The organism is Taibaiella sp. KBW10, from assembly GCF_003852495.1.
In the GTDB taxonomy this organism is placed as follows: Bacteria; Bacteroidota; Bacteroidia; order Chitinophagales; family Chitinophagaceae; genus Edaphocola.
This window is the reverse complement of sequence record NZ_QAJI01000001.1, coordinates 399319-421527: the sequence shown is the minus strand read 5'-3', so window position 1 is coordinate 421527 and position 22209 is coordinate 399319. Positions and strand designations below refer to the sequence as shown.

The 22209-nt window shown below is 43.1% G+C and carries 18 protein-coding genes; 8 read left to right on the top strand and 10 right to left on the bottom strand.

The window, feature by feature from the left end:
- Positions 1–51 precede the first annotated feature (51 nt).
- The gene (locus DBR32_RS01755) at positions 52–5355 is read right to left on the bottom strand and encodes a S8 family peptidase (RefSeq protein ID WP_124634564.1); all 5304 of its coding nucleotides are present in this window, start codon (positions 5353–5355) and stop codon (positions 52–54) included.
- Positions 5356–5525: 170 nt separating this feature from the next.
- Between DBR32_RS01755 and DBR32_RS01750 the strand changes: the two genes are divergently transcribed.
- Positions 5526–5993 (top strand): hypothetical protein, encoded by a 468-nt coding sequence (locus DBR32_RS01750; RefSeq protein WP_124634563.1) that lies wholly within the window; start codon positions 5526–5528, stop codon positions 5991–5993.
- A 67-nt stretch (positions 5994–6060) separates the two neighbouring features.
- A complete protein-coding gene (locus DBR32_RS01745; protein WP_124634562.1) occupies positions 6061–7074 on the top strand; it encodes a tetratricopeptide repeat protein in 1014 nt (337 codons plus the stop codon).
- 8 nt (positions 7075–7082) lie between these two features.
- Here the strand turns inward: DBR32_RS01745 and DBR32_RS01740 are convergent, their stop codons facing one another.
- Genes DBR32_RS01740 through mltG form a run of 3 tightly spaced genes read right to left on the bottom strand, consistent with a single transcriptional unit; the run spans position 7083 to position 10213 of the window.
- The gene (locus DBR32_RS01740; RefSeq protein ID WP_124634561.1) at positions 7083–7649 is read right to left on the bottom strand and encodes a thermonuclease family protein; all 567 of its coding nucleotides are present in this window, start codon (positions 7647–7649) and stop codon (positions 7083–7085) included.
- A gap of 53 nt (positions 7650–7702) precedes the next feature.
- Entirely contained in the window at positions 7703–9193 is a 1491-nt protein-coding gene (locus tag DBR32_RS01735) for an FAD-binding oxidoreductase (RefSeq protein WP_124634560.1), read from the bottom strand.
- 6 nt (positions 9194–9199) lie between these two features.
- Positions 9200–10213 (bottom strand): endolytic transglycosylase MltG, encoded by a 1014-nt coding sequence (gene mltG / locus DBR32_RS01730; protein WP_124634559.1) that lies wholly within the window; start codon positions 10211–10213, stop codon positions 9200–9202.
- A 788-nt stretch (positions 10214–11001) separates the two neighbouring features.
- On the opposite strand from mltG, the gene DBR32_RS01725 reads away from it, so the two are divergent.
- A complete protein-coding gene (locus DBR32_RS01725; protein ID WP_124634558.1) occupies positions 11002–11562 on the top strand; it encodes a DUF4956 domain-containing protein in 561 nt (186 codons plus the stop codon).
- Here DBR32_RS01725 and DBR32_RS01720 read toward each other — a convergent pair whose 3' ends face one another.
- On the bottom strand, positions 11563–13449 hold the full coding sequence (locus DBR32_RS01720) for a PEP/pyruvate-binding domain-containing protein (protein WP_124634557.1): 1887 nt from the start codon (positions 13447–13449) through the stop codon (positions 11563–11565). It abuts the gene before it with no gap.
- Positions 13450–13571: 122 nt separating this feature from the next.
- Here DBR32_RS01720 and DBR32_RS01715 point away from each other — a divergent pair, with 122 nt between their 5' ends.
- From DBR32_RS01715 to DBR32_RS01705, 3 genes are all read left to right on the top strand, one after another.
- A complete protein-coding gene (locus tag DBR32_RS01715) occupies positions 13572–13961 on the top strand; it encodes a VOC family protein (protein WP_124634556.1) in 390 nt (129 codons plus the stop codon).
- A gap of 5 nt (positions 13962–13966) precedes the next feature.
- Positions 13967–14563, top strand: a complete 597-nt coding sequence (locus tag DBR32_RS01710) for a DapH/DapD/GlmU-related protein (protein ID WP_199724291.1) — start codon at positions 13967–13969, stop codon at positions 14561–14563.
- A 71-nt stretch (positions 14564–14634) separates the two neighbouring features.
- On the top strand, positions 14635–15111 hold the full coding sequence (locus tag DBR32_RS01705) for a DinB family protein (RefSeq protein ID WP_124634554.1): 477 nt from the start codon (positions 14635–14637) through the stop codon (positions 15109–15111).
- Between the two features lie 40 nt (positions 15112–15151).
- Here the strand turns inward: DBR32_RS01705 and DBR32_RS01700 are convergent, their stop codons facing one another.
- The gene (locus tag DBR32_RS01700) at positions 15152–16108 is read right to left on the bottom strand and encodes a YafY family protein (protein WP_124634553.1); all 957 of its coding nucleotides are present in this window, start codon (positions 16106–16108) and stop codon (positions 15152–15154) included.
- Between the two features lie 103 nt (positions 16109–16211).
- Here DBR32_RS01700 and DBR32_RS01695 point away from each other — a divergent pair, with 103 nt between their 5' ends.
- Positions 16212–16694 carry a GyrI-like domain-containing protein gene (locus DBR32_RS01695; protein WP_124634552.1) on the top strand — a complete coding sequence of 161 codons (483 nt, stop codon included), beginning with the start codon at positions 16212–16214 and terminating at the stop codon, positions 16692–16694.
- A gap of 30 nt (positions 16695–16724) precedes the next feature.
- Here the strand turns inward: DBR32_RS01695 and gmk are convergent, their stop codons facing one another.
- Genes gmk through fmt form a run of 4 tightly spaced genes read right to left on the bottom strand, consistent with a single transcriptional unit; the run spans position 16725 to position 20364 of the window.
- On the bottom strand, positions 16725–17288 hold the full coding sequence (gmk, locus tag DBR32_RS01690) for a guanylate kinase (RefSeq protein WP_124634551.1): 564 nt from the start codon (positions 17286–17288) through the stop codon (positions 16725–16727).
- A gap of 19 nt (positions 17289–17307) precedes the next feature.
- Positions 17308–17859 (bottom strand): TlpA disulfide reductase family protein, encoded by a 552-nt coding sequence (locus DBR32_RS01685; RefSeq protein ID WP_124634550.1) that lies wholly within the window; start codon positions 17857–17859, stop codon positions 17308–17310.
- A 41-nt stretch (positions 17860–17900) separates the two neighbouring features.
- Entirely contained in the window at positions 17901–19379 is a 1479-nt protein-coding gene (locus tag DBR32_RS01680; RefSeq protein ID WP_124634549.1) for a hypothetical protein, read from the bottom strand.
- A 58-nt stretch (positions 19380–19437) separates the two neighbouring features.
- A complete protein-coding gene (gene fmt / locus DBR32_RS01675) occupies positions 19438–20364 on the bottom strand; it encodes a methionyl-tRNA formyltransferase (protein WP_199724289.1) in 927 nt (308 codons plus the stop codon).
- Between the two features lie 249 nt (positions 20365–20613).
- Between fmt and DBR32_RS01670 the strand changes: the two genes are divergently transcribed.
- Positions 20614–22185, top strand: coding sequence for an NAD(P)/FAD-dependent oxidoreductase (locus DBR32_RS01670; RefSeq protein WP_124634548.1), 1572 nt, complete (start codon positions 20614–20616; stop codon positions 22183–22185).
- The last annotated feature ends 24 nt before the right edge of the window (positions 22186–22209 follow it).

Below are 22209 nucleotides of genomic sequence, written 5' to 3'. Positions count from 1 at the left end.
CTCGCACAGCTTTCTCAACCATTGCCTTTGTAAAGGATATTTTACAGTAGCCTATTTAGGATCATATACGATTTTATATTCCTGCGTCTGGTTGTCGGTAATCACTTTTAAAATATAAATGCCGGAAGCATTACCCATATCTTTCAAGGAAATGGTTTGTGTGCTGTTAAAATTAGTCTGGTCTATCCAGCCGGAACGTATTTTTTGTCCGATGACATTATAGACTTCCCAATGGAAACCGGCTTGCTGCGGATTATACCATCTGAACGTTACTTTACCGTCATGAGTTGGATTAGGATAGATGTCGAAGGTGACTGGCAGCTCATTCCAGGTAACCTTTTTGATGATGCTGTAAAAAGCCCCTCCGTTAAGACTGGTATAACGGATACGGTAAAAGGCATAGGGAGCATCTAATACAGGTGTATCGGTATAACTGTAGTTGTGCCCGTTTTGTGCCACCGAGTTTTCGGTAAACACCGTCTGGAACTGGCCATCTTTACCGGCACGTTGCACTTTATAATGTAATACATCGGTATCTACGGTGTTGGACCAATGGATTCTTGCGGTTCGGGCATCATTTTTTACCGCGTCAAATGTCAGTGTATTCAGCGGCAGTGGATTGTTGCGCGTAATACCGCCATCATTAAACCAATATTCCCCCAGTTGATTGGTTCGGAATTGCGCATAATACCCATTGTTATACGGAACCCACAGAACACTGTCGCTTGGGATATATTGAAATACGCCATTCGTATCATCGGCCAGCGAATTGTTCAATACGGCATTATTGTTGTCGATATACGTGGTAACCCCTAATCGATAAACCTCTTTGGGGTGTGAACTACAGGAAGGGCAGTTCGTCGCATTGCGAATCACACCCATCATAGAATCGGTAACGAATAATTGTAATTGTATCTTTCCTGTAGCCGCCTGGTTGGGCGAGATAAACGTAAAGTTTCTAGGCAGGAAGAACTGCTGCGCATCCGGGCTAATGTAATTGGTATGTTTATAGGACTGGAACGCAGCATTAGTAAAGGATTGTGATAGCGGATCTAAATAGCCGGAGATTTCCGTTGCATTTCCAAAAGCAGTATTAGCCGTCACATTACTTACAATCGGGCTGCTGAAGCTGTCCTGGTCATAAATGGTTTTCTGCAGATCGAAAATGTGAATATCATCAATCGCAATGCCGCCAAATTCAGATCCGGGATCGCTTTCTAAAACCCAACGGAAGCTGATGCTATTGACAACCGGTAAGGGGATGCTGGCCACTTTCCAAAAATTGTTATTGGTGGTTGCCCAGATATCTGCATTATTATCATACCAGTTGTACCCCTGGCCTTTGGCCCCCAGTTTTTGCCAGATAAGACCACCGTCAACAGAATATTCCATATAGGCTTTATCAAATATCTCCGCACCGGAAGGTGCCTCTATTTCCTGAAACAAGCTAAAGCTCAGCATAGGTTTACTCAGGCTGCTTACATCGAAACAGGGGCTATACAAATAGGAATGCTCATTGGAATTATATGCTCCCGTCAGGTTTGTTTTCCAGGCTTTGCTGCCACTGGCGGCCTTATTGATGCCGATGGCATTGGGCGTGCCGTATGCCCAGGTATTATTAACACCCTGTCCATAGTAATAGCCATCATTCGTTTCAAAACCTTCTAAATAAGGAAAGCTGGTGATCACGGGTTGGTTATGTACTTCTATATTTTTCAAAGTGTCATTAAGGCGATAGTTATCGCTGGCATAATGAACCCATACCGTAATCAGGTGTTGTCCCGGCGCCGATAGGTTCATGGCCTGGGTAAAATTATAGGTAATCGTATCTTTTGCTGGAATCGCAGCAATGGTTTCCGTAACGACGGCCTGCTGATCTACCTGATAACTGATACTGATGTTATTGATCCCCTGGTTGACCATATTGGCCACATCAACACTAAGGGGTACCGCAGCACTTAAACCGCAATTGAACCGCTTTAAGGTATTTACTTTGATTAAAGCAATATCATCAGCAACTTCATATAGTTTAAAATTATCAATCGTCAACCCGTTTCCGTAACCGATTGAACTAATCAGCGAGGTGTCTCTTTGTTGAATTGCAATCTGTGTGGAGCTCGAAAAGCTTTGTGCATGGGCCGCTAAAAGGTTGTTGATGGAAATAGAGCCATAATTGACCTTGGCGCCAATACTATTGGTGTCAAAAGGATTGATGGATATCCATGGGGCAAGGTCATTGCCGCGAATCATCACTTTGTTTTCGGTGTCAAATTTGGGTATGCCATGCAGGATATAATCAAAGTCGAAACGCAATTCATTATTGCTGATATTGTAATTAGAGAGGTTAAAGGTTCCGGTAAGGGTATTGTTACTGCTTCCGTTCAGGTCGTAGCGTTGGTTCGATTGGTTATCCAGGCTTATAGACTGGTTGCCCGTTATGGTAATGTTTCCATCTACAAACGTGCGCATACGGCCGTTGGGTGCGGATTTGTCAAAATCAAAATGTTCGGCATTCGTTAAGGCAAAGACCGCATCTGTTGTTTGTAGCGAGGGCATTAATTCAAAGCCTTCGGCAAAAGGAGTAGCCAGGTTCATGGGTGGATTGGCCACATTTTTTACCATAATTCTTTGCGTGTCATTCAGGCTGATCGGATCGGTCACAGCAACATTGTGCACCACCGCTTCTATAATGTAGCTTCCGGTTGCGCTGAGGTTTAATCCCGGTATGCTTACATTACTGGCGGCGCCTGCAGGAATCGGGTTACTCACCGCAGTTGTGTTCCAGGAGCCATTGTTGATACGGTACAGAATATTATAATTGTTTGCCGTCACATTATCCATATTGCGCACTTCTACCGTCAGCGTACTGCCTATTGCAGTTGATGTAAACGCTCTTGCACTTTTCGGATTGCTGATTTTGGTGATGGCTAGATCGCCGTGATGCGTAATGTTAGTGCAGTTTCCACTATTCGGCATTCTATTCAAGGCGAGGGCACGAAAACCTTTAGCACCATCAATCCCTGCACCTACAGACACCCAATAAGTGCTGTCCACGTTTAATCCAGAGAAGGTGTAAGTGGTACCGGCGGTGGAATCGGTGACCAGCATTTCTATACCAGTTTTCTTATAGAGATAGTATTTGTTGATACCAGGAATAGCCGTCCAGTTGATGGTAATGTTGCCCGGGCATTGATCTGCCGCTAAAGTGGCTACCGGCCTTGCCATAATGGAAAAGGTTTCCGAAAGGGTAGGAACACCATTTTGCGTTACCCTTATGTTGCATAAACCGGAATTTATACCTGCCGGTACATTCCATGTGGCATACCGTTTATCGCTGGTCACCGTCTCGATGAAATTCCAGGCTGCGCCATTGTTTGTGCTGTATTCAACCGTAAAATCGCCGGTTGCTGCTGCTGCATACCAATGTAGATAGACGGCCAGGCCGCTCTCTATTTTAGATCCTTTTACGGGATAATTGATCTTCGTTTCTTTAGATAAAAATTGATAGACAATGCGGTAAGATTGGCTGCCGGTGGGAATATTAAACCCGCTGACCTTAACCGTGTAATTCCCTGCGGTAGGGTTGTTGAGGACCACTTGCTCCACATTGTTCAGGTGATCCGCTCCTTCTGTAGCGTTATCGGTAACATGCGCCATCTCGGGGTTCAATACTAAGGGGAATCTGGTAGCACCTAAAGGTGTCGTTACATTCAGATCCAGGTCATTAACCAGTGCTTTTGCATTAAGGGGAGAGGCCGGTACATCATTCCAATACAGCATGATCTTGGCCTGAGCCAGATTGGGTGGTACCGAAACGGTAAAAGTTTGCTGTGCATTATGGCTTATTGTCTGCGCCATGTAGCGGCCACTATCTATAATTTCCAGGGCAGCACCAACATCCATTCTTCCAAAACCATAACGATAGTCGGGACCGGGATTGCCCAGGTCTGTTGCACTATTCATCAGGATGGCTTTCAGCAGATCGCTGGCGGGATATTGGCCGCCATTGAGCTGCTTATATCTTTGCTGTAATAAGCCCGCAGCACCGGTTACATTGGGAGCAGCCATACTGGTACCGGTCGACAGTCCGTAATCGTTGTTGAATACGGTAGACATTATTTGTACCCCGATTGCGGTAATCTCGGGTTTAAGCCTTCCATCTTTAGCGGGCCCGCGGCTGCTACCACCACTAAGAATGTCGCTGTTCTTTCCGGTATTGGCGACCACCAATGTGTTTTTAGCGGACTGGTAGGAACCTGCAACCGTTGCATAACTTGTGGGATAAGCACTACAGGTCAGTGGGCCATCATTGCCGGCTGCAAAGATGTTGAGTAATTGCGGGTTATTGAGGGCTTGTTGATCGAGGTATTGGGACGTGGCATCATAAGTGCCGGCATAATTACAGTTGCCTACGATGGCAGCATAAGAATTGTTCGTCACCTTCATATTGAAATCCTGCTCATATCGCGGTGCTTGTGTGATGATCTGGCTATAAAAATTATTGACCAGATTTGCCTTAGGGGCAAAGCCTTTGTATGCTTCGTTTACAATGCCCGCTCCGGCTACTGTACCGGTCGTATGTAAGCCATGAAAACTGAGCAGTTGCGGATTGAAATTGCGTACGCGGTCGTCATAGTCAATATGTGTTGGCTGTGAATCATCTCCCACACCAATCGTGATCCCCGCACCACTGAGTCCATAGCCGTTTTCGCTTTGTGCATTGCTGGTATTGGTTACAGGAATGGCGCCGTTATTCAGCGAGTGGTCTTCAAATTTGGGGTCTATCGATAATATATTGGGCAGTGTTGCCAGTTGTGTTAATTGGTTGTAAGGTACCTGCACAATAAACATATGTTGGCCAGACCAATCTTGTATCGCCGGAATAATGGCTTTACAACGTTTCAGCATATGGTCGATGGTCGCTAAGTTGCTGCCCGGATCGAGGCTGAGTAATACTGTTGCGAGTGCATCGGTATTTTGGTCCTGGAGATATGCGCTTATTTTATCTTCGGGGCGTACCGGTGCCCAATAATCCAGCATATTGATTATCGGAGCGAGGTCTTTTGATTTTGAAATAAGAGCGTTAAAAGTATTGCCTCCTACATAATCCTGTAGTAGAATTCCTTGCGCGGCTAAAACTGTTTTATTGGGTGGCTTTTTGAATTGAAGGTAAAGTTGTACCGGACTGCCTGCGGTAGTCGTATTAAGGTATTTTTCTAAAGATACTTTTGCGGATTGTACCTTTATTTCCCTGTTTTTTAGGACTATGTTCTGTTGTGCATGAGTGATTTGTATGCCCGAGGCGATAAGACCCAGCAGGAGCAGATTGCGTTTGTACAGGATGTTCCAGTTCATTTCCTTGGTGATTTTGAGTAGTAAAGATATTTTTTATAATTGATATATGAAACCGGCAAAAGGGTTTAAATTTTCCCCTTAAATAAAATAAAGCAAACTATTGCATTTATTATTTTTAAATATTATATTTGTTTTGAGTATGTTTTCATAAATCTTCAAACTCAAACATTATGATATTCAACACCACCTCTAGAATTAAATCCAAACTATCCCCAGAAATTATTAAGAGTAAACTTTTAGGCCAAAGGGTGCTGGTACACCAGTTGGACTTTGAAGTTTTAGAATCAAATGGTATGCTTAAAGTCATTCCACATGCGGAAAATATCGATGGCCTGAAGACCCTCCCGATTACGCATATTGAAATGGAGCCTAATGCTGCAGAAACCACGATTAAGATCAGTAGTAAACCTCGAAAAATTGATGTGGGTGGTCTATACCTGATTATTGCATTTGTGGTCTTTATGTTTATGGTGGCTCTTTATTTTTGGAAAGCATATCCCGATGAGACCTTTATTATCCCCCTTGCACTCTTAGCAGTCGGCTTAATCATATTTATTGTTTTTATGCTGCGCATGCAATCGGGCTATTATGACTATATCCGTAAAATCAGACATTTCCTTACGGCACAGGTAAAATAGCCGTAGAAATTCTGTAATTTTTTTTAGAGCAATAGAATTTGTTTTTTTGTAACTCAATTTGAGTTACATGAGGAACATTTTCTATTTTTTTTTATGCCTGATTGGTCTGAGCGCCTGTGGAAACGGTGGTGATAAAGCGGCAGAACAGCAAAAGCAATTACCGGCAGCATTAGTAAACCCGATGATTCGTCCGCTGACCGAGGCAATCGAGTATGATCCTAAAAACGCTAAGCTGTACTATCAGAGAAGTGTTGAGTTGAATAAAATGGGGCAGGTGGAACTGACGATGGCCGATTTACAAAAGGCAGTGGCCCTGGCGCCCGATAATATTGATTATAGAGAGTCACTGGCACTTTTCCTGATTGATAAAAAGAAAGCAAATGAGGCACTCGAGCAGGTGAAAATTTTGCAGCAAAAAAAACCGAAAGATGCGACCTATACCCTTTTAGAGGCGGAAGCCCTGATGGCAGGCGGATATTTGGATAAAGCAGAACCGATCATTAATCGATTGATGCTGGAGATGGCTAATGAGCCGGATGTAATCCTGGATGCGTCCCGTTTGAAAGCGGCACAGAAAGATACGGTTAAAGCCATTGCCTATGCGAAAGAGGTATTAAAAATTACGCCCAATTTCTTTGATGGTTTGTATCAATTAGCAGATTTGTATAGCGCGACCGGTAATCCGGAAGCCTTACAATGGTATGAGAAAATATATCGATTAGATACCCTGAACCCCAATCCCGTTTACGATGCAGCTTTGTTTTACAAAAGCCAGGGCAAGGTGGCGATGGCAAAACAATATTATATCAAAACGATTAAGATCGATAAAGACTTTACCAATGCTTATCTGGAATATGGCAAGATATTAATGCAGCAGGATTCTGCAGAGAAAGCAGACCGTCAGTTTCAGATCGCCATAGAAGTGGCGCCCAATAGTGCGGAAGCTTATTACCAAAAAGGGTTAGCTGCACTTAAGCTCAATAAAAAGGCCGCAGCCATGAGCATGTTTAACCAGGCACTGGTCTTTGATAAAAACAATACAGCTGTGCTTGCAGAATTGAAAAAACTACAAACAAAATAGCACCTTATTTAAGGTGCCAAATAGGGTGCTATGAAAGGACTGTTTTCTTGTTGCAACTGCCGGAAACGAGCGTCGGATATACCTGCCCTCCGGTATTTCCGCACCATCCAGGGGGCGATAGGCTTTGTTTCGACCCACAAGCCCTTTTTCAATTGCCGCGCTTCTATTTCGAGCGCTGATAAATCCGTTTCTTTATTGTATTGTTTATAATGCCAGGCTAGGCCGGCGCGCAACATTTCTTTGGAAACATCAAGGGAGCGGCCATTTTCAATATAATAGATCCGGCCTACATACCTGCCATACTGATCCACTTTTTTGACCATACACTCGAGCTTTTTTTCAAGTAGTAATTGTGCCAGGTATTTTTTTGATACCTTGTAATACGGCATTCCTTTTTCGGGTGCATCAATACCTTCTAAACGGATATTGTAGGACACTTTATCTTCGGTCAATAAGGTGAACGTATCACCATCGGCTACAGAAACAGAGCGTCCTGAATAGGTTTTGTTAACCTGTAAGGCTGGAAGGGCCTGTTTGTTTTTTGTTGCGCATAAGGCAGTGTAGCGGGAAAACAAAGTATGCCAATGAATACAAGGGAGCGCAGAACAGTTTTGGTCATGAAAGAAAACTATAAAGTAATGGATTGTGGGTATTGAAACAGGTTTTCAGGATCATATTGGCCTTTGATTGTTTGCAATTTCGCATAGTGCTGTCCATAATATGCCTGCTGCCAGTTTTTGAAATTGATGTCGGGATAGTTACGGTATTGCGCCGTAATACCTGCCGCTAATATCAGTTCCTGAATGCCCTGAAATGCTTTGAGTAGCTTGGCTTCCTGCGCCGGATTTTCCCAATAGGCTTGCAATTCGCTCAGATAAGGTAGTGCACGATGCGGATAGCACGATCCCTGTTCAAAATCAGTATTATTGATATTACCGCCAAGCGTGTTGATCTGGTAAATGAGTCCTTTATTTTGTACCACACTGTTGAAAATCTGTGTTGCAATGGCTTTTATATCTCCAAAGTCTTTGTATAAGCCGGCGCTTGCGTTTTTAAACAAGATGGGGCCTTTACGACCATAATATCTTTTCATGGCCTGCGGCAGGTTCTGATTCATGCTTTTATTGACCGTATCTGCAATGCCCGTCAGCGCCTGAATATTGCGTTCTAGGTTGTTATTGTTGCCATAGGTGGTACACAATATGGTGAGCGTGCTGCCATTTAGCACAAAAGCAGAAAAGTCTTCAGGAGCAAGTTTTGGTGTCGTTTCGAACCATTGGGAAAGCACGGTGTAAAAATGGTCCGTGTTAAGGTTTCTGAACTTTAGAACAATGCTCGTGAATGTTGCGGGCATAGGCTGCGTTTTAAACTGAAACTGCGTCACCACGCCGAAATTGCCATTTCCCCCACCTTTGCAAGCCCAAAGTAGTTCCTCTTTTCCTGAACTGTGATAGGTTTTGCCATCTCCTGCCACGATATCCAATGCTTGAAGGCTGTCGCAGGTCAGTCCGTATTTTCTGCTGAAGAAACCATAACCACCGCCCAGGGTCAGCCCCGCGATGCCCACTGTACCACAGCTTCCGCTTGGGATCAGTTGTTTTTTGGCGAACAATGCTGCCTGTATTTCTTCCAGAAGACAACCAGGCTCTATCGTAACCATATTATTGGCCGTCCAGGTGATTTTTTTCATTTGAGATACATTGATCACCAGCCCGCCATCATTACTTGAAAACCCTTCAAAGCTATGCCCACCACTTTTTACAGCCGTAGGTAACTTTTGCTGTTTGGCAAATGCAACAGCCATCTGTACGCCTTTTGGCGTTTTACACAGCGCAATATATTTAGGCATTTTTTTTACCCGTGCATTAAACGCAGTATTAAAGCTTGCATAGGCAGCATCCGAACGGGTGAGTAAAATCACATCTCCCGGTGCGGCTTTCGTGATATCATCCGGTGTAGCCGACCCGCTTTTCGGATCTTCGGGATGTTCCTTATCCTTTGTGAGTCCGGGTGCTGCGGCCTGATTATTATTGCTATTGCCAAAGCAGGAAATAAAGGGCATAAAAGCAACCCCAAGGCCCATCATCTTTAAAAATTCTCTTTTACTGTATGTCTTCATATCGGCTTATTTGATATTATTTTTGTCTAACCATGCCCGGTATACCGCAGCATTCTTTTCCTGCTCAGCCAGGGTTTTTGCATACCAGTGATAGCCCGGTTTCTGCGGGTCTGCTACGAAGTATAAATACTCATGTTTTACGGGATTCAGTACCGCATCTATAGCCGAAGGATTAGGCATGCATATCGGACTGGGGGGTAAACCTTTATTGATATACGTATTGTATGGAGAGGCGATCTTCAGATCATTGTAATAAACGCGGGAGATCTTGGTAGAAAAGCCAGATTGCATTTTCTTGATAAAGATAATCGTCGGGTCTGCATCCAGCTTCATACCAATCCGTAACCGGTTCAGGTATAATCCAGCCACTTTGGCCTGCTCATCTTCTTTGGCCGATTCCAGCTGTACAATCGATGCGAGGGTGGTTACTTGCAGGGGTGTCATATTGGCCCCTTGTGCTTTTTGTTTGCGTTCCTCCGTCCAAAACTTATCGAATTCTTTTTTCATTTTTTCGGTAAACTCCGGCCCGGAAGTATTCCAATGAAAGTTGTAGGTATTGGGCATGAAAAAATAAAGCATAGCAGGTGTGTCCAGGCCTCGGGTAAAGGAAGCGCCGGCAATACTTTGGATGATTTGTGCAGAGTCCGCTTCCAGGAAGGGAGCCATCTTTCCGGCTAATTCGGATATACTGGAATAATTACCGATCCTGATCGCAATCTCGTCCTGCTTACCTTGCTGGATCATAGATACGATTTCGGTATTGCTCATCCCCGGTTTCAGGCTATAGCGCCCGGGATAGAAATTGTGGTCTATACCCTTACTTTTAGCCAGCCGTTCAAAACCACCAAGGTCTTTAAGCAATGGCTTTGCGGAGTCTAAAATCTGTTCGAAACGGGCTCCGGTAGGGATATAGAGGTATCCTTTCTGGGCTACATTATTACTGTAGCGTTGCATATAAAAGTAGGCCGCTACACCCACAAGGATGAGGGCGAGGATTCCTATAAGAAGTTTTTTATTCATTTGAAATTGAGTAACGTTTAAGCTAACCAAAAGTAAGCCAAAATAAAATGTGTGTTGAGATCTTTTATACGGATTTTATATCTTTTTATCCTCAATATAGTGAAGGGCAAAACCTGCAAATGGATCTGTTATTTATGTGCGGGGTATAGATTTTGGAAATGGTTTGATCGTTCGTTCGTATTGGTTTTGCTTCTTTTTGATAAGAAAAAAGGCAGCTTCAATGTCATGAAATAATTATGATTTATTTTATTTTTTATGAAATCCGCATATAGTTCACCAATTCGTTCGTCCTTTTGTGGCAACAAAAGGACCAAAAATGCCTGTTTTCATCAAGGCGATTGCTCTGCACCGCAATTTTGTTGCGTTCCGTGCATTGATTTTTGAGCTTTTAAGGGAGTATACATGGCTCAAAAATCGCAACTGCACTTACAAAATTGCTATCGCTGTGATGAAAACAATAAGCGATCCATATAGAACAAGTCGATTAGGATGGGCCTTATAAATCCGGCGTTAAGAAAATCATTGGCTCGGTCGATAAAGGAGCAAACCACTGTTTGAGCGCGGCGAGTTTGGTTTGCGACCGACCGACACATTGATTTTTAGCCAGGGATTTATATAGCCTTGATTTTTTGGCGCTCGCTTTTGCATCAAGGCAAAAGCTAGCAATCGCTATAAATGAAAATCCAAAAGAATAAAGAAATTTCTTGTTTCCTAAAAGCGGATACTCAATTTATTTTTTTTGGGATTGCTATAAAAAAGTTAATATTACTTTTTGTAATATTTTCAACATGGGTGTACAGGAGATTGTAGAACGCTTCTTATTATTAATCGTTTCCATCGGAATCATATATTATTTTACCAACAGAAATAGAATTGTGAAGTTGCACCCTTTGGTGAATCTATTGAGTATCTGTACCTTTTTTTTATGCCTGGTCTTTACTAAAGTAGATGTGAGCATCGGGATAGGATTCGGACTGTTTGCAATCTTTTCTATACTCCGTTTTCGGACAGAATCTTTTTCGATACAGACTACCATTTTTATTTTCGTATCCATTACGCTGTCCATGCTGGATATCTTGCTGCCATTGGATCGAATTGAGTTTTTAGCCGGCATCAACCTGGTGATAATCCTTGCCTTTGTACTGCTGAATTATTTCGAAAAGAAAGATGTTTCTTTTAATGATAAAAAATCGGTAGACATTATTACAGCCACCGAAGATTTTCTTAAATTGAATGAAGCGGAAAAGAAAAACTTTATACAAGAGAAAACACAGTTCAGTTCCTTCTCGTATCAGATCAGGACTATAGACCTCCGGGAAAATAAAGTGGTTATTAAAGTCTCCTATTAACTAATCCATATAAGCCCTGGCTTGCTTCAGGTAGAGGTGCCGTTTGGTACCAACCAGTTTAAATTCTATATCTAAGGACATATTACGACCGCTGATCTGGTATTGGCGCCAAAGCCGGTGCATACGGTTTTCTACCTTAGTGGAAATGTCGAACAGTAATTTGATTTCTGCATTGCTCAGGATGGGTTGATGTTCATTCAGACTGGAGGTAGACCGGTAGTCTACACTCAAGTCATTGCTCAGGAAGTTGAAATTGTGGCAATAAAACTCATCACAGGTCACACCTGAATCCGGCTCCACAACAGAGGCTTCCCCTTTCTGTACATTTACCGTAATGCCTTCATATTCGCTTCTGTAAATATTCTTCGTGATTAAAACCCCGTTGGCCAATTCATCGGGAAAGGACCGGTGTATCAGAATACCCATAGCACAGGACTGGTGATCAATATGGAATATTTCCCGCTCGAAAAACGCACGGTCATTCCAAAAACTTGCCCATACAGCAAGGATGGCTTTTTCTATCGTCTTTTCGGAGTCGCCGAGTGTGGCCGATTTAGAGTCATATAGTCCCGCTCCGTTAAAGCCGTCTAAGTCTTCTGCGTTGGTCGAAGAGCGGAACTTGAATTGCTTAAACTGAGATTGCGTGGATAGTGTTTCCTGTACGAGTTGGATTAAAGCCTTATCTATAGGTGCCTGCTTGATTTGCTTTCTCAGCGCTTTCAGCTTTCGGTACAGTAATAAAACGGAATCTTTGGGCGTGGCCAGCAGATCGGCAACAGGCGCTTCCAGTTTATTGTTTTTTAAATGTTGGGTGTAATAATAAAAAGGAATAGCGTAAGCATACTCCGGCGTCTTAAAACCTTTGGTGGTTTTCTCTATTTTTTTTAATAAGGCGAGGTTTAAAGCCTTAGACCCAATGATGTTTTGCGGATGATCCGGCAAGGGTTGTGCCAGATCGACCAAGCCCTTTGTATCCAGGTTGAGCACGAGTTTTATAGGCGGCTTACTGGTGGTAAGATCAATGTTTTTGGTGGTAGCTTCTATCCGATAAGCATCTTCGGTAACGGTAAGGGCGACCGGCTGGTTCAATAAGGCATTTGTGGCCTCCTTATCCCATATTTTAGTATCGACATACACCGGGATATTTCTATTTTTTGCCAGCAAGACCAGATGGCTTAAAGGCGTTTGTAATTCAGTAATGATAATCCCCTTTACATTTGGAATGATCTCAGGAGTCGTATTGATAATGATGATCTCGTTAGGCTTTGGATAGATCCTGGGCTCTTTTTTGATGTCATATTTCTTGAGCAGACCATAGGCGGTACCTTTTTCAATTGATTGTTCTGTCAGGTTGCGAAACAGGAAATCAGAATACACAAAGGGTACCTGAAGTTTGTTTTCGGCTGCTAAAGCGATGGTCCTAGGGGTATTTAGATAAAACTTTAATTTATCGCCAAAGAAGACCTGCTTTTTTATTTTTTTGTAGAACAGGTTTATCAAAGAGGCATTCATTAAATCGGAAGGGGCCAATTCTAATACCCAATCTTCTGTCTGCGCTAAATAATTCAGATTGCCTAAAAGGAAAGACCGGCTATTGCCTGCATTATAGCTGGCCGCATTAAAAGAACCCAGATCAGGAGGGTATCTCAGCACTTTTTCGCAAAACTCATGATGGTATTTGTATTTAGTACTATTGAAAAAATATAAAGTACTGTCAAAGCAATCAAAGACCACTTTCACGGATTTCATATTGGTAAATTTATCGGAAAGCGGTCTGCCGGATAGATTGATAAATTCTTCTTTGTTGGACAAGGTTTTGACATAATGCTTTTGTGCACTCAATGAAAAATGAAAGAGTATACAACATAAAAGAAAGATTCTGCTCATAAAGTATCGGATCTGCTTGCGCAACAAATGTACCCAATTATTTTATATGCAGGTTGCACCCGATGCAGTGCAATAGTGTATTTTTGAGGACGATTAGCAAGCATTTTATTCCTTTTATTTCTATGATTTCAATCAACCGTATCCATCATATCGCTATTATCTGCAGCGATTATCAACGATCGAAAACATTTTATACCGAAGCTCTGGGATTTACGCTGCTGCAGGAGCAATACAGGGCAGAAAGAGACTCTTTTAAGGCGGATCTTTCCCTCCATGGGCAATATATAATTGAACTGTTTTCTTTCCCCGATCCGCCCGAAAGGCCCAGTCATCCTGAGGCCCGCGGGTTAAGGCATCTTGCTTTTGAAGTCGATGATCTTGATCTTACTTTGGAAGCGCTGCATGCCCTTAATATTGCCGCAGAACCCCTGCGCATCGATGCGCAAACCGGAAAACGATTTACGTTTATTGCCGATCCTGATTATTTACCTATAGAATTTTATGAAAAATGAGTATAATGAACACGTATATAAAAGGATTTTCCGAACGCATTGACCTGCAGGGAAAGCAAGCATGGGAATGGCTTGCTGATCTTAATCGCTATATCGAAACAGCAATACAAAGGCTGGACGAAGGGTATACTATTCAGGATTCGATCGCTATTCATAAAACGGCAGTCATAGAAGAGCATGTTATTTTAAAAAGCCCCATCATTATTGGTCCGGGTGTTTTTATTGGGGCACATAGCTATCTCCGCAATGGTGTATGGTTACTGGATGGGGTTAAAATCGGCCCGGGTTGCGAGATCAAATCTTCCATAATTTTTAATAATAGCGCTTTGGCACATTTTAATTTTGTGGGGGATAGCCTTATCGGTCATCGGGTGAATATGGAAGCCGGCGCCGTCATTGCCAATCATTACAATGAACGGGAAGATAAAGCCATTTCGGTTGTACATCAATCGGAGATAATCGCCACGGGCTGCACCAAATTTGGTGCGGTGGTGGGTGACGATAGCAGGGTAGGCGCCAATGCAGTCTTGTCTCCCGGCACCCTGTTGGTGCCAAAAAGCATCGTCAGGAGACTGGAACTGATAGAACAAATAAAGCCATAAAAACACTACTGACATAGCCTTGTCACAGGGTGCATATACCTTTGTTTTATCAAACTAAAAAAACAAGAATTATGGCAAACACAAATGCAATTTTTACGCCCGAGGAATTATTAATTCATTGGCAAGGCCACCGGAATTTAACCAGAAAGCTTATTGAGCTATTTCCCGAGAAAGAACTTTTTGAATTCTCTATAGGTGGTATGCGCACCTTTGCGCAACTGGCTACCGAAATGTTGAGTATGTGTGGTCCCGGGCTCAAAGCCATTGTGGAGGAGAGTTCCATAGCCTATTCAGAAGAAGGTATCCAAATTAGTACTAAAGCCGACCTGCTGCAAAAGTGGGATGAAGAGACAGCGGTTATTAATCATTACTTTAACCTGTTACCCGTAAGTCGTTTTGCAGAAACCTTTAACCTGTTTGGACAATATGCTTTTCCGGTGATACAAAATATTTTCTATTTCATCGATAATGAGATTCACCACAGGGGTCAGGGGTATGTGTACCTGAGGGCCTTAAATATTAATCCTCCATTCTTCTGGGAGCGTTAAATTGAATCAATAATTAAGGCCGGGAAAATGCTTCCCGGCCTTAATTTAACCTATTGCTGATCTGCTCCAGGAGCGATCGGGTATAGGTCTTTAACAGTTCAGGGCTAACGATCGTTATCTTGTCTGCAAACATCAGTATCCACCTGGGAAAGCCATCTTTAATGTCCGCCGTTCTAAAGGTCATTTCTATCCCTTCTTCTGTGCTCCTTTCTGAAACAAATCCATAGTGCAATTTCGATTGGGCGATATATTTTGCTATTTTAAAATCTACGAGTAATACGACTTCTGTCTTGGGCGCTGTGCTATAAGACGGTTTGTAATCGGATAGGCTGCCATGTGCCTGGCTAAACGGGACATCACTGGCTTGAATGGAGACAATGCGGTCTGTTCTGAATTGACGGTAATCCTTACGCAACAGGCAATACCCTAAAATGTACCAGTAGTGGTACTCGTAAAAGACACCTACGGCTTCGAGCGTTCTTTGTGTAAGCTCTTCTGAAAATGCCTGATACTGTATAATCACCTGTTTCTTCTGAACAATGCTTTCCAAAACCAGCTCCAAGGCATTAGGAATATTATTGTTGAACAGAGATTGCTTCGAACGCACATCTATGCTGGACGATACATCGCTGATCATTTCTTTTTCGCTGGTGCGCAAAACCGATTTTATTTTGGCCATTGCCGACTCATAATGCTTGCCAATGCTTTTGTCGCTAAGCTTTTGCATCAGCTTCTCTGCCGTTACAAAACTCATGGCCTCTTCTCTGTTAAACATGACGGGCGGCAGCCGATAACCGTCCATAATCGTATAGCCCAGTCCCGGTTCACCTATAATGGGTACCCCGGCCTTTTCCAAAGATTGGATATCCCTGTATATCGTGCGGATACTCACTTCAAACCGATCGGCCAGGTCTGTAGCCTTTACTATTTTCCTTGATTGCAATTGTACCAGGATAGCAATAATCCGGTTGAATTTTTTAAGGCTGTCTTCATTCATAAGCTATTTTTGTGGGTTATCCTGCCCGGTTATTCTGTCTGGAAAATTAAATTATTTTGGCAAGAATGCCTATTCCGTTACATTCGTAAGCATAAAAAAATGTATGCAACCCAGAATCGTATCCTTAACCGAAAAATGGCTTGTGGGACTCAAGGTCAATATGTCTTATGCCACAGATCAAACACCAGCGCTTTGGCGTTGTTTTATGCCACAAAGAAATTGCATTGATAATCGACTGGGCAATGATTTGTATTCCGTTCAATGCTATCCGGAACATTTTTTCGATACCTATCAGCCGGATGTCATTTTTGAAAAGTGGGCCACTGTAGCCGTCGCCGCCAAAACGAACCGGATTCCTGAGGGCATGGTATGCCTGAACATTCCGGCGGGTACCTATGCGGTTTTTGACCATAAGGGACCCCACACCGACTTGTCTGTTTTTGAATATATCTTTAAAGAGTGGTTGCCGCATCATGCAAGTTATACCTTGGATGCCCGGCCTCATTTTGAAGTATTGGGTGCCAAATATAAAAATGGTGACCCTGACTCGGAAGAGGAAATATGGATTCCGGTAAAGCCGAAATAAATAAGGCTACCCTAAAAGTAGCCTTTGGTATTAAGTATGCAGAAAGTTCGCAATCAGCCTGGTAACAGCTACCACAGCATGTTCCAGCGTATCATTAACCACCGTATGGTCAAAATGCGGGGCAAAGGTCAGTTCTGTTGCTGCTTTCGCAATCCGTTCTTCAATGGCGTCCATTGGATCGGTACCTCTGGATATGAGCCGCTTCTGTAATTCATCAATAGAAGGTGCCTGTATAAAGATAGACAGTGCCTGTTCACGATAGCGTTTTTTGACATTTACCGCTCCCTGTACATCAATGTCGAATAAAGGGACTTCGTCGGCTTTCCAGATTCGTTCCAGCTCCGATTTTAAAGTGCCGTAGTATTTACCTTCATACACCATTTCCCATTCTACAAAAGCATCTTTCTGGATTTTATGTTCAAAATCAGCTACAGACATGAAGTAATAATCGACACCGTCTTGCTCTGCACCCCTGGGATTACGGGTACAGGCGGAAATGGAAAATTTTATTTGAGGGAATTGTTTTAAAACCTCTTTTACAATAGTGGATTTACCCGAACCGGAGGGTGCCGTGATGATTAATATTTTGCTCAAAATGGTATGCTTGTATAATTTAGAAAATGCCCAAAAACTTTTTACGCTTCTTGGTAGATACTAATTTTTCTATATCCGGTATGGCCTGGTCGGCAGTTAAGTAAGCGCCGAGTACTTTTCCATTAGGATCCAGTAAGAAGGCCTGAGGGATGTACTGTACACCATAAATAGTGGCGGCTTCAGACTGCCATGATTTTAAATCACTCATATGGTTTTTCCAGTACAGGCTATCTTTAGCAATAGCTGCTACCCATGCTTCCTGATTATTGTCTAAAGAAACACTTAGGATATCAAAGCCTTTCTTGGCGCCGGTAAACTTCTTTTTGCTATATTCTGTATAGAATTTAACCAGGCTGGGATTGGCTCTTCTGCAGGGGCCACACCAGCTTGCCCAGAAATCCACCAGGATATAACGTTGCTTATTCAGTGTTTTTAAGCTGATGGCTTTGCCCTCCGGATTATTAAAGGATAGTTCCGGAGCAATATCACCTACTTTGACAGTCTGATTGGTATATTGGGCATAAGTACTTGTTGCTCCAAGCAGCAACAGGGCGCATAAAAGTTTCTTCATTATTTTTCTTGTCTTTTTGTGTTCAGGTGATGCTTCATTTCTTATTCGTAACAGCCCATACTGGGTGGATTTGCCCTGGAGTTACCATCCATGTCTACAGGTAACATACCGGAAAAAGAGATTCCCTTTGCTTTCGCCGGAGAAGCTGTTTTAAGACGGTAATTATTGCTGCTTAAGTCATTGGCATTGGTATTTTCAAATAAAGGATCCTGATTAAATAAATTGTTTTGTTGTGTGACCCATGCTGGTAATGCAGCACCTTTAATCAGGCAATGGTCAAGCTGTACCTGAGCCGTAAAGTCATCTACTTTATTCGGGAAAAACTCATCTTCGGTATTGCCATAAATAATACAATTTCTAAGGGTCAGGAATAGATTGCCGCCAATATACGTATTGTTGCCCGTACTCAGAAAGTTTAAGGCCACCATGCTGTAATGTTTTTCTGTAGCGGTGTTAATGCGCGACGCAAATCCCGCCATCGTACATCCGTAAAAATCATATTTCCCGCCCTGTATCAAAGCCACATTTTCTTTTGCACTGGCAAAGAAAAGATTATTCTCCGATTTAATACTTGAGGCAAAAGCCAGTAAACCATAGCCTCCCGAATTACGGATCGTGGAATTGGTCATAATCAGTTTCGGAGTACTGTTGTTAACCGTATCCGGATCTACCTGCAGGCTCGCATCTGCTACAGCATTCGTACCAAGCATCGTACTGGCTCCGCCATTTTTAAGCAAGAGGTAATTAATGTTATTGTTATAACTCGTTTTTAGCAAATTAATACCACCCCATTCGCCGCCTACGCCATTCACAAAATCGTCCTCATCAAAATAGATCCTCCTGTCAATCCGATCACCCTGAAATACGACACTGTCTGTCTTAGTGCCATTGATTTTTAGCGTGCCCTGCACATACAATCTGGAATCTGCATGTACATATACCCTGGTGCCGGCATTAATCGTCAGTGTTTGCCCCGGTGCAACCGCAGCATTCTTGATAATCACATAAGGTTTTGTCCTGGTCCAGGTTTGTGTTTGTAACAGGCTGTCCGTAATGTAGATTGCATTTTGTCCGTAAGCCAGGACCGGTAAAGTAAAGTCTTGTCCGTTCACGCGGGCTACAATGCGGTCTTCTACGATAAAAGGATCATTGGTGTTATCCGGATTGATAAAAACCGACGCAAAAATGTACAGACTGTCATTCCCTTCAATGTCAATATTAGAGACCGATTTTCCGGACATCCCATTCACATTGATAAAATACGGAGACTGTGCTCCCCTGAATAAGCGAATCGATTCGATTTTTAAGCGATCTTTTTCTTTATTAATGATTTTTACACTACGGGTAGAAGTACCCATAGCCGTAAATACGGTATCAAATAAAAAGGTATCCTTAGAAAAGGCGATAGTACCGCCATTGGTACGATAGCTGTCTTTCTTAATACAGGAACTGCTGTAGCCCCATAAAAAAAAGGCCAGTAAAATACCGAAGGGCAAGAGTTGTTTTTTGTGAACAAACATTTAAAAAGCTTATGTTACAATGATAAACGCAAATATAGGGCTTATAATTATGTATTTTTTAAAATCGATAGCCCCTTAAGAAGTCAGCAACCGGCATTTTCTTCTTCCCTTCATATTGCACCAGCGTACAATGTAACCAACCATCAGTGGTGGCATACTTCAGGTAGCTTTTGCCATCACTGTCTACCGTTCCGGGGGGTACTCCATGCCTTGCGTGCTCCATGGTAGCCGCAAATATCTTTAATTGCTTATCCCCTAAGGCAGTAAAGGCCGTAGGTACCGGCGATAAACCCCTGATCAGGTTGTGGATTGCTTCTGTAGACTGTGCCCAGTTGATATGACAGGTTTCCTTAAATATTTTGGGGGCATGGGTTTCTTTATCCACTAGATGTTGGGCCTGCTCCTGAATGTCGTTGTGCATCAACCGATCCAGTGTAGTAGTGAGTAACCGGGCACCGGCTTCCATCAGTTTATGGTACATGGTGCCAAAATCATCTTCCGGTAAGATTGGTTCCCGGTGTTGCAGCAGAATGTCTCCTGTATCAATTTCATGTTTTAGTTGAAAAGTCGTGACTCCTGTTTCTTTTTCACCGTTAATGATCGCCCAGTTAATGGGTGCGGCACCACGGTAATAGGGGAGCAAAGAGCCATGTACATTGATGGTGCCTAAAGGAGGCATATTCCAAACCGCTTCGGGTAACATTCTAAAGGCTACTACCACTTGTATATCGGCCTGGTATTCGCTTAAGCTAGCCAGGAATTCAGGATTTTTTAATCTTTCCGGTTGGAGTACGGGAATGTTTTGAGAGAGGGCATATTCCTTAACGGCAGAGGCTTTCAGCTGCATGCCCCTTCCGGCAGGTTTATCCGGTGCGGTAACCGCAGCCACTACCTTAAAACCATTGTCGACCAAAGCTTTTAGAGAAGCCACGGCAAAGTCAGGTGTTCCTAGAAATACGATTTTCATCTCTTCTTTGTTCCTCATGCGGCGAAGTTACTTATAAATGCAGCTTTTGCAGGCAGGAAACCGTAAATTTTCATCGGATCGCTTGTCCCGCTGATGCAAGGAGGCATCTCTTTTCAGGTCTTTTAGATTTTTCGCTTGCTTCGCTGCGCTTCGAAAAGACAATAGTGTTGTTTTGATATGTCGTTTGTCAATCCGACGCAAGGAAGAATCCCAAAGGAATCCGTGATTATTACCCTTGTACCGCAAGATTATCATTATTTTTGCCGAATGCCACAAAAAGTAGACCTCAGAGTGCCTCCTGAAATTGCTGATAATGACCAACAGTTAAAAAAAATGTTGGCGCAGAAATTGAATATTTCAGAGAAAAGAATCAATGCCTTCCAGATTCAGCGTCGTTCTATTGATGCGCGGAGCCGGAATATTGTGGTGCAAATGCAGGTTAATGTATTTGTAGAAGAAACATTTGAAGATGCCTTTGCCTTTACACCTCAATTACAAAACGTACATAATGCCAAACCGGTTATTGTGGCCGGAGCCGGTCCTGCCGGTCTTTTTGCAGCATTGCAATTGATCGAAAAAGGGCTTTGCCCCATTATTATCGAGCGGGGAAAGGATGTGCGTGAGCGCCGTCGTGACCTTGCGGCGATGAATAAAGAAGGGATTGTGAACCCCGAGTCCAATTATTGTTACGGAGAGGGTGGTGCCGGTACTTACAGTGATGGTAAGCTCTACACACGGTCCAATAAACGCGGCAGCATTTTCAGAAGCTTACAGTGGTTTCACTATTTCGGTGCTACCGAAAAGATCCTATACGAAGCGCATCCTCATATTGGAACCAACAAACTACCGCATATCATTACGGCCATGCGGGAAGCGATAGAGGCCTGCGGCGGAAAAGTACTATTCAATACCAAAGTAACCGATTTTATCATCGAAGGTGATACGCTAAAAGGGGTCGTGGTCAACGATACGGAAAACATTAAAGCCGATGCCTTGATCCTGGCCACAGGTCATTCAGCTCGTGATATTTTTGAATTATTAGATCGTAAACAGATCCTTATCGAAAGTAAGCCTTTTGCCTTGGGCGTACGTATCGAACACCAGCAGGCTTTGATTGACGCCACACAGTACCATTGTAGTGTGGATGCGCCCCGCAGCGACTATTTGCCTGCGGCAGCCTACAGCCTGGTTAGCCAGGAATTGGGTCGTGGGGTATTTTCTTTTTGTATGTGTCCGGGAGGCATTATTGCACCCGCCAGCACACAGGAAGGTGAATTGGTGGTGAACGGCTGGTCTCCGTCAAAACGGGATGGGAATTTTGCTAATTCCGGCATGGTGGTGACCGTAGATGAAAAAGATTTTGCGACCTATGGGTTTACCGGAGCTTTGGCAGGCATGCATTTTCAGCAAATGGTAGAACGAAAAGCATGGCAGGCGGGTGGTGGCAAACTGGTTGCCCCGGCACAACGAATGACTGATTTTGTCGGTAATAAAAGATCCGGTTCACTTCTGGATTGTAGTTATCTGCCGGGTACGAACAGTGCCTTAATGAGTGAAATTCTGCCTAAGGAAGTATATGCTTCTATGGCGAAAGCCTTTGTGAGTTTTGGTAAAAAAATGAAAGGGTATTATACCGAAAATGCGATGGTTCTGGCTACAGAATCCCGAACATCAAGCCCGGTACGCATTCCGAGAAATGAGGATAGCTTGCAGCATCCGCAAATCAAAGGTTTGTTTCCCTGTGCAGAAGGAGCCGGCTATGCCGGAGGTATTATTTCTGCTGCAATGGATGGCGATAAAGTAGCCATGAAAGTATGGGAATATTATGAAGTATTATAAGGCCGGTATTTTAGGCTTGGCTCT

Bases quoted from the DNA above. Each gene is read 5' to 3' on its own strand.
- DBR32_RS01755 (WP_124634564.1), bottom strand. From the start codon at position 5,355: ATGAACTGGAACATCCTGTACAAACGCAATCTGCTCCTGCTGGGTCTT.
- DBR32_RS01750 (WP_124634563.1), top strand. From the start codon at position 5,526: ATGATATTCAACACCACCTCTAGAATTAAATCCAAACTATCCCCAGAA.
- DBR32_RS01745 (WP_124634562.1), top strand. From the start codon at position 6,061: ATGAGGAACATTTTCTATTTTTTTTTATGCCTGATTGGTCTGAGCGCC.
- DBR32_RS01735 (WP_124634560.1), bottom strand. From the start codon at position 9,193: ATGAAGACATACAGTAAAAGAGAATTTTTAAAGATGATGGGCCTTGGG.
- mltG (WP_124634559.1), bottom strand. From the start codon at position 10,213: ATGAATAAAAAACTTCTTATAGGAATCCTCGCCCTCATCCTTGTGGGT.
- DBR32_RS01725 (WP_124634558.1), top strand. From the start codon at position 11,002: ATGGGTGTACAGGAGATTGTAGAACGCTTCTTATTATTAATCGTTTCC.
- DBR32_RS01720 (WP_124634557.1), bottom strand. From the start codon at position 13,449: ATGAGCAGAATCTTTCTTTTATGTTGTATACTCTTTCATTTTTCATTG.
- DBR32_RS01715 (WP_124634556.1), top strand. From the start codon at position 13,572: ATGATTTCAATCAACCGTATCCATCATATCGCTATTATCTGCAGCGAT.
- DBR32_RS01710 (WP_199724291.1), top strand. From the start codon at position 13,967: ATGAACACGTATATAAAAGGATTTTCCGAACGCATTGACCTGCAGGGA.
- DBR32_RS01705 (WP_124634554.1), top strand. From the start codon at position 14,635: ATGGCAAACACAAATGCAATTTTTACGCCCGAGGAATTATTAATTCAT.
- DBR32_RS01700 (WP_124634553.1), bottom strand. From the start codon at position 16,108: ATGAATGAAGACAGCCTTAAAAAATTCAACCGGATTATTGCTATCCTG.
- DBR32_RS01695 (WP_124634552.1), top strand. From the start codon at position 16,212: ATGCAACCCAGAATCGTATCCTTAACCGAAAAATGGCTTGTGGGACTC.
- DBR32_RS01685 (WP_124634550.1), bottom strand. From the start codon at position 17,859: ATGAAGAAACTTTTATGCGCCCTGTTGCTGCTTGGAGCAACAAGTACT.
- DBR32_RS01680 (WP_124634549.1), bottom strand. From the start codon at position 19,379: ATGTTTGTTCACAAAAAACAACTCTTGCCCTTCGGTATTTTACTGGCC.
- fmt (WP_199724289.1), bottom strand. From the start codon at position 20,364: ATGAGGAACAAAGAAGAGATGAAAATCGTATTTCTAGGAACACCTGAC.
- DBR32_RS01670 (WP_124634548.1), top strand. From the start codon at position 20,614: ATGCCACAAAAAGTAGACCTCAGAGTGCCTCCTGAAATTGCTGATAAT.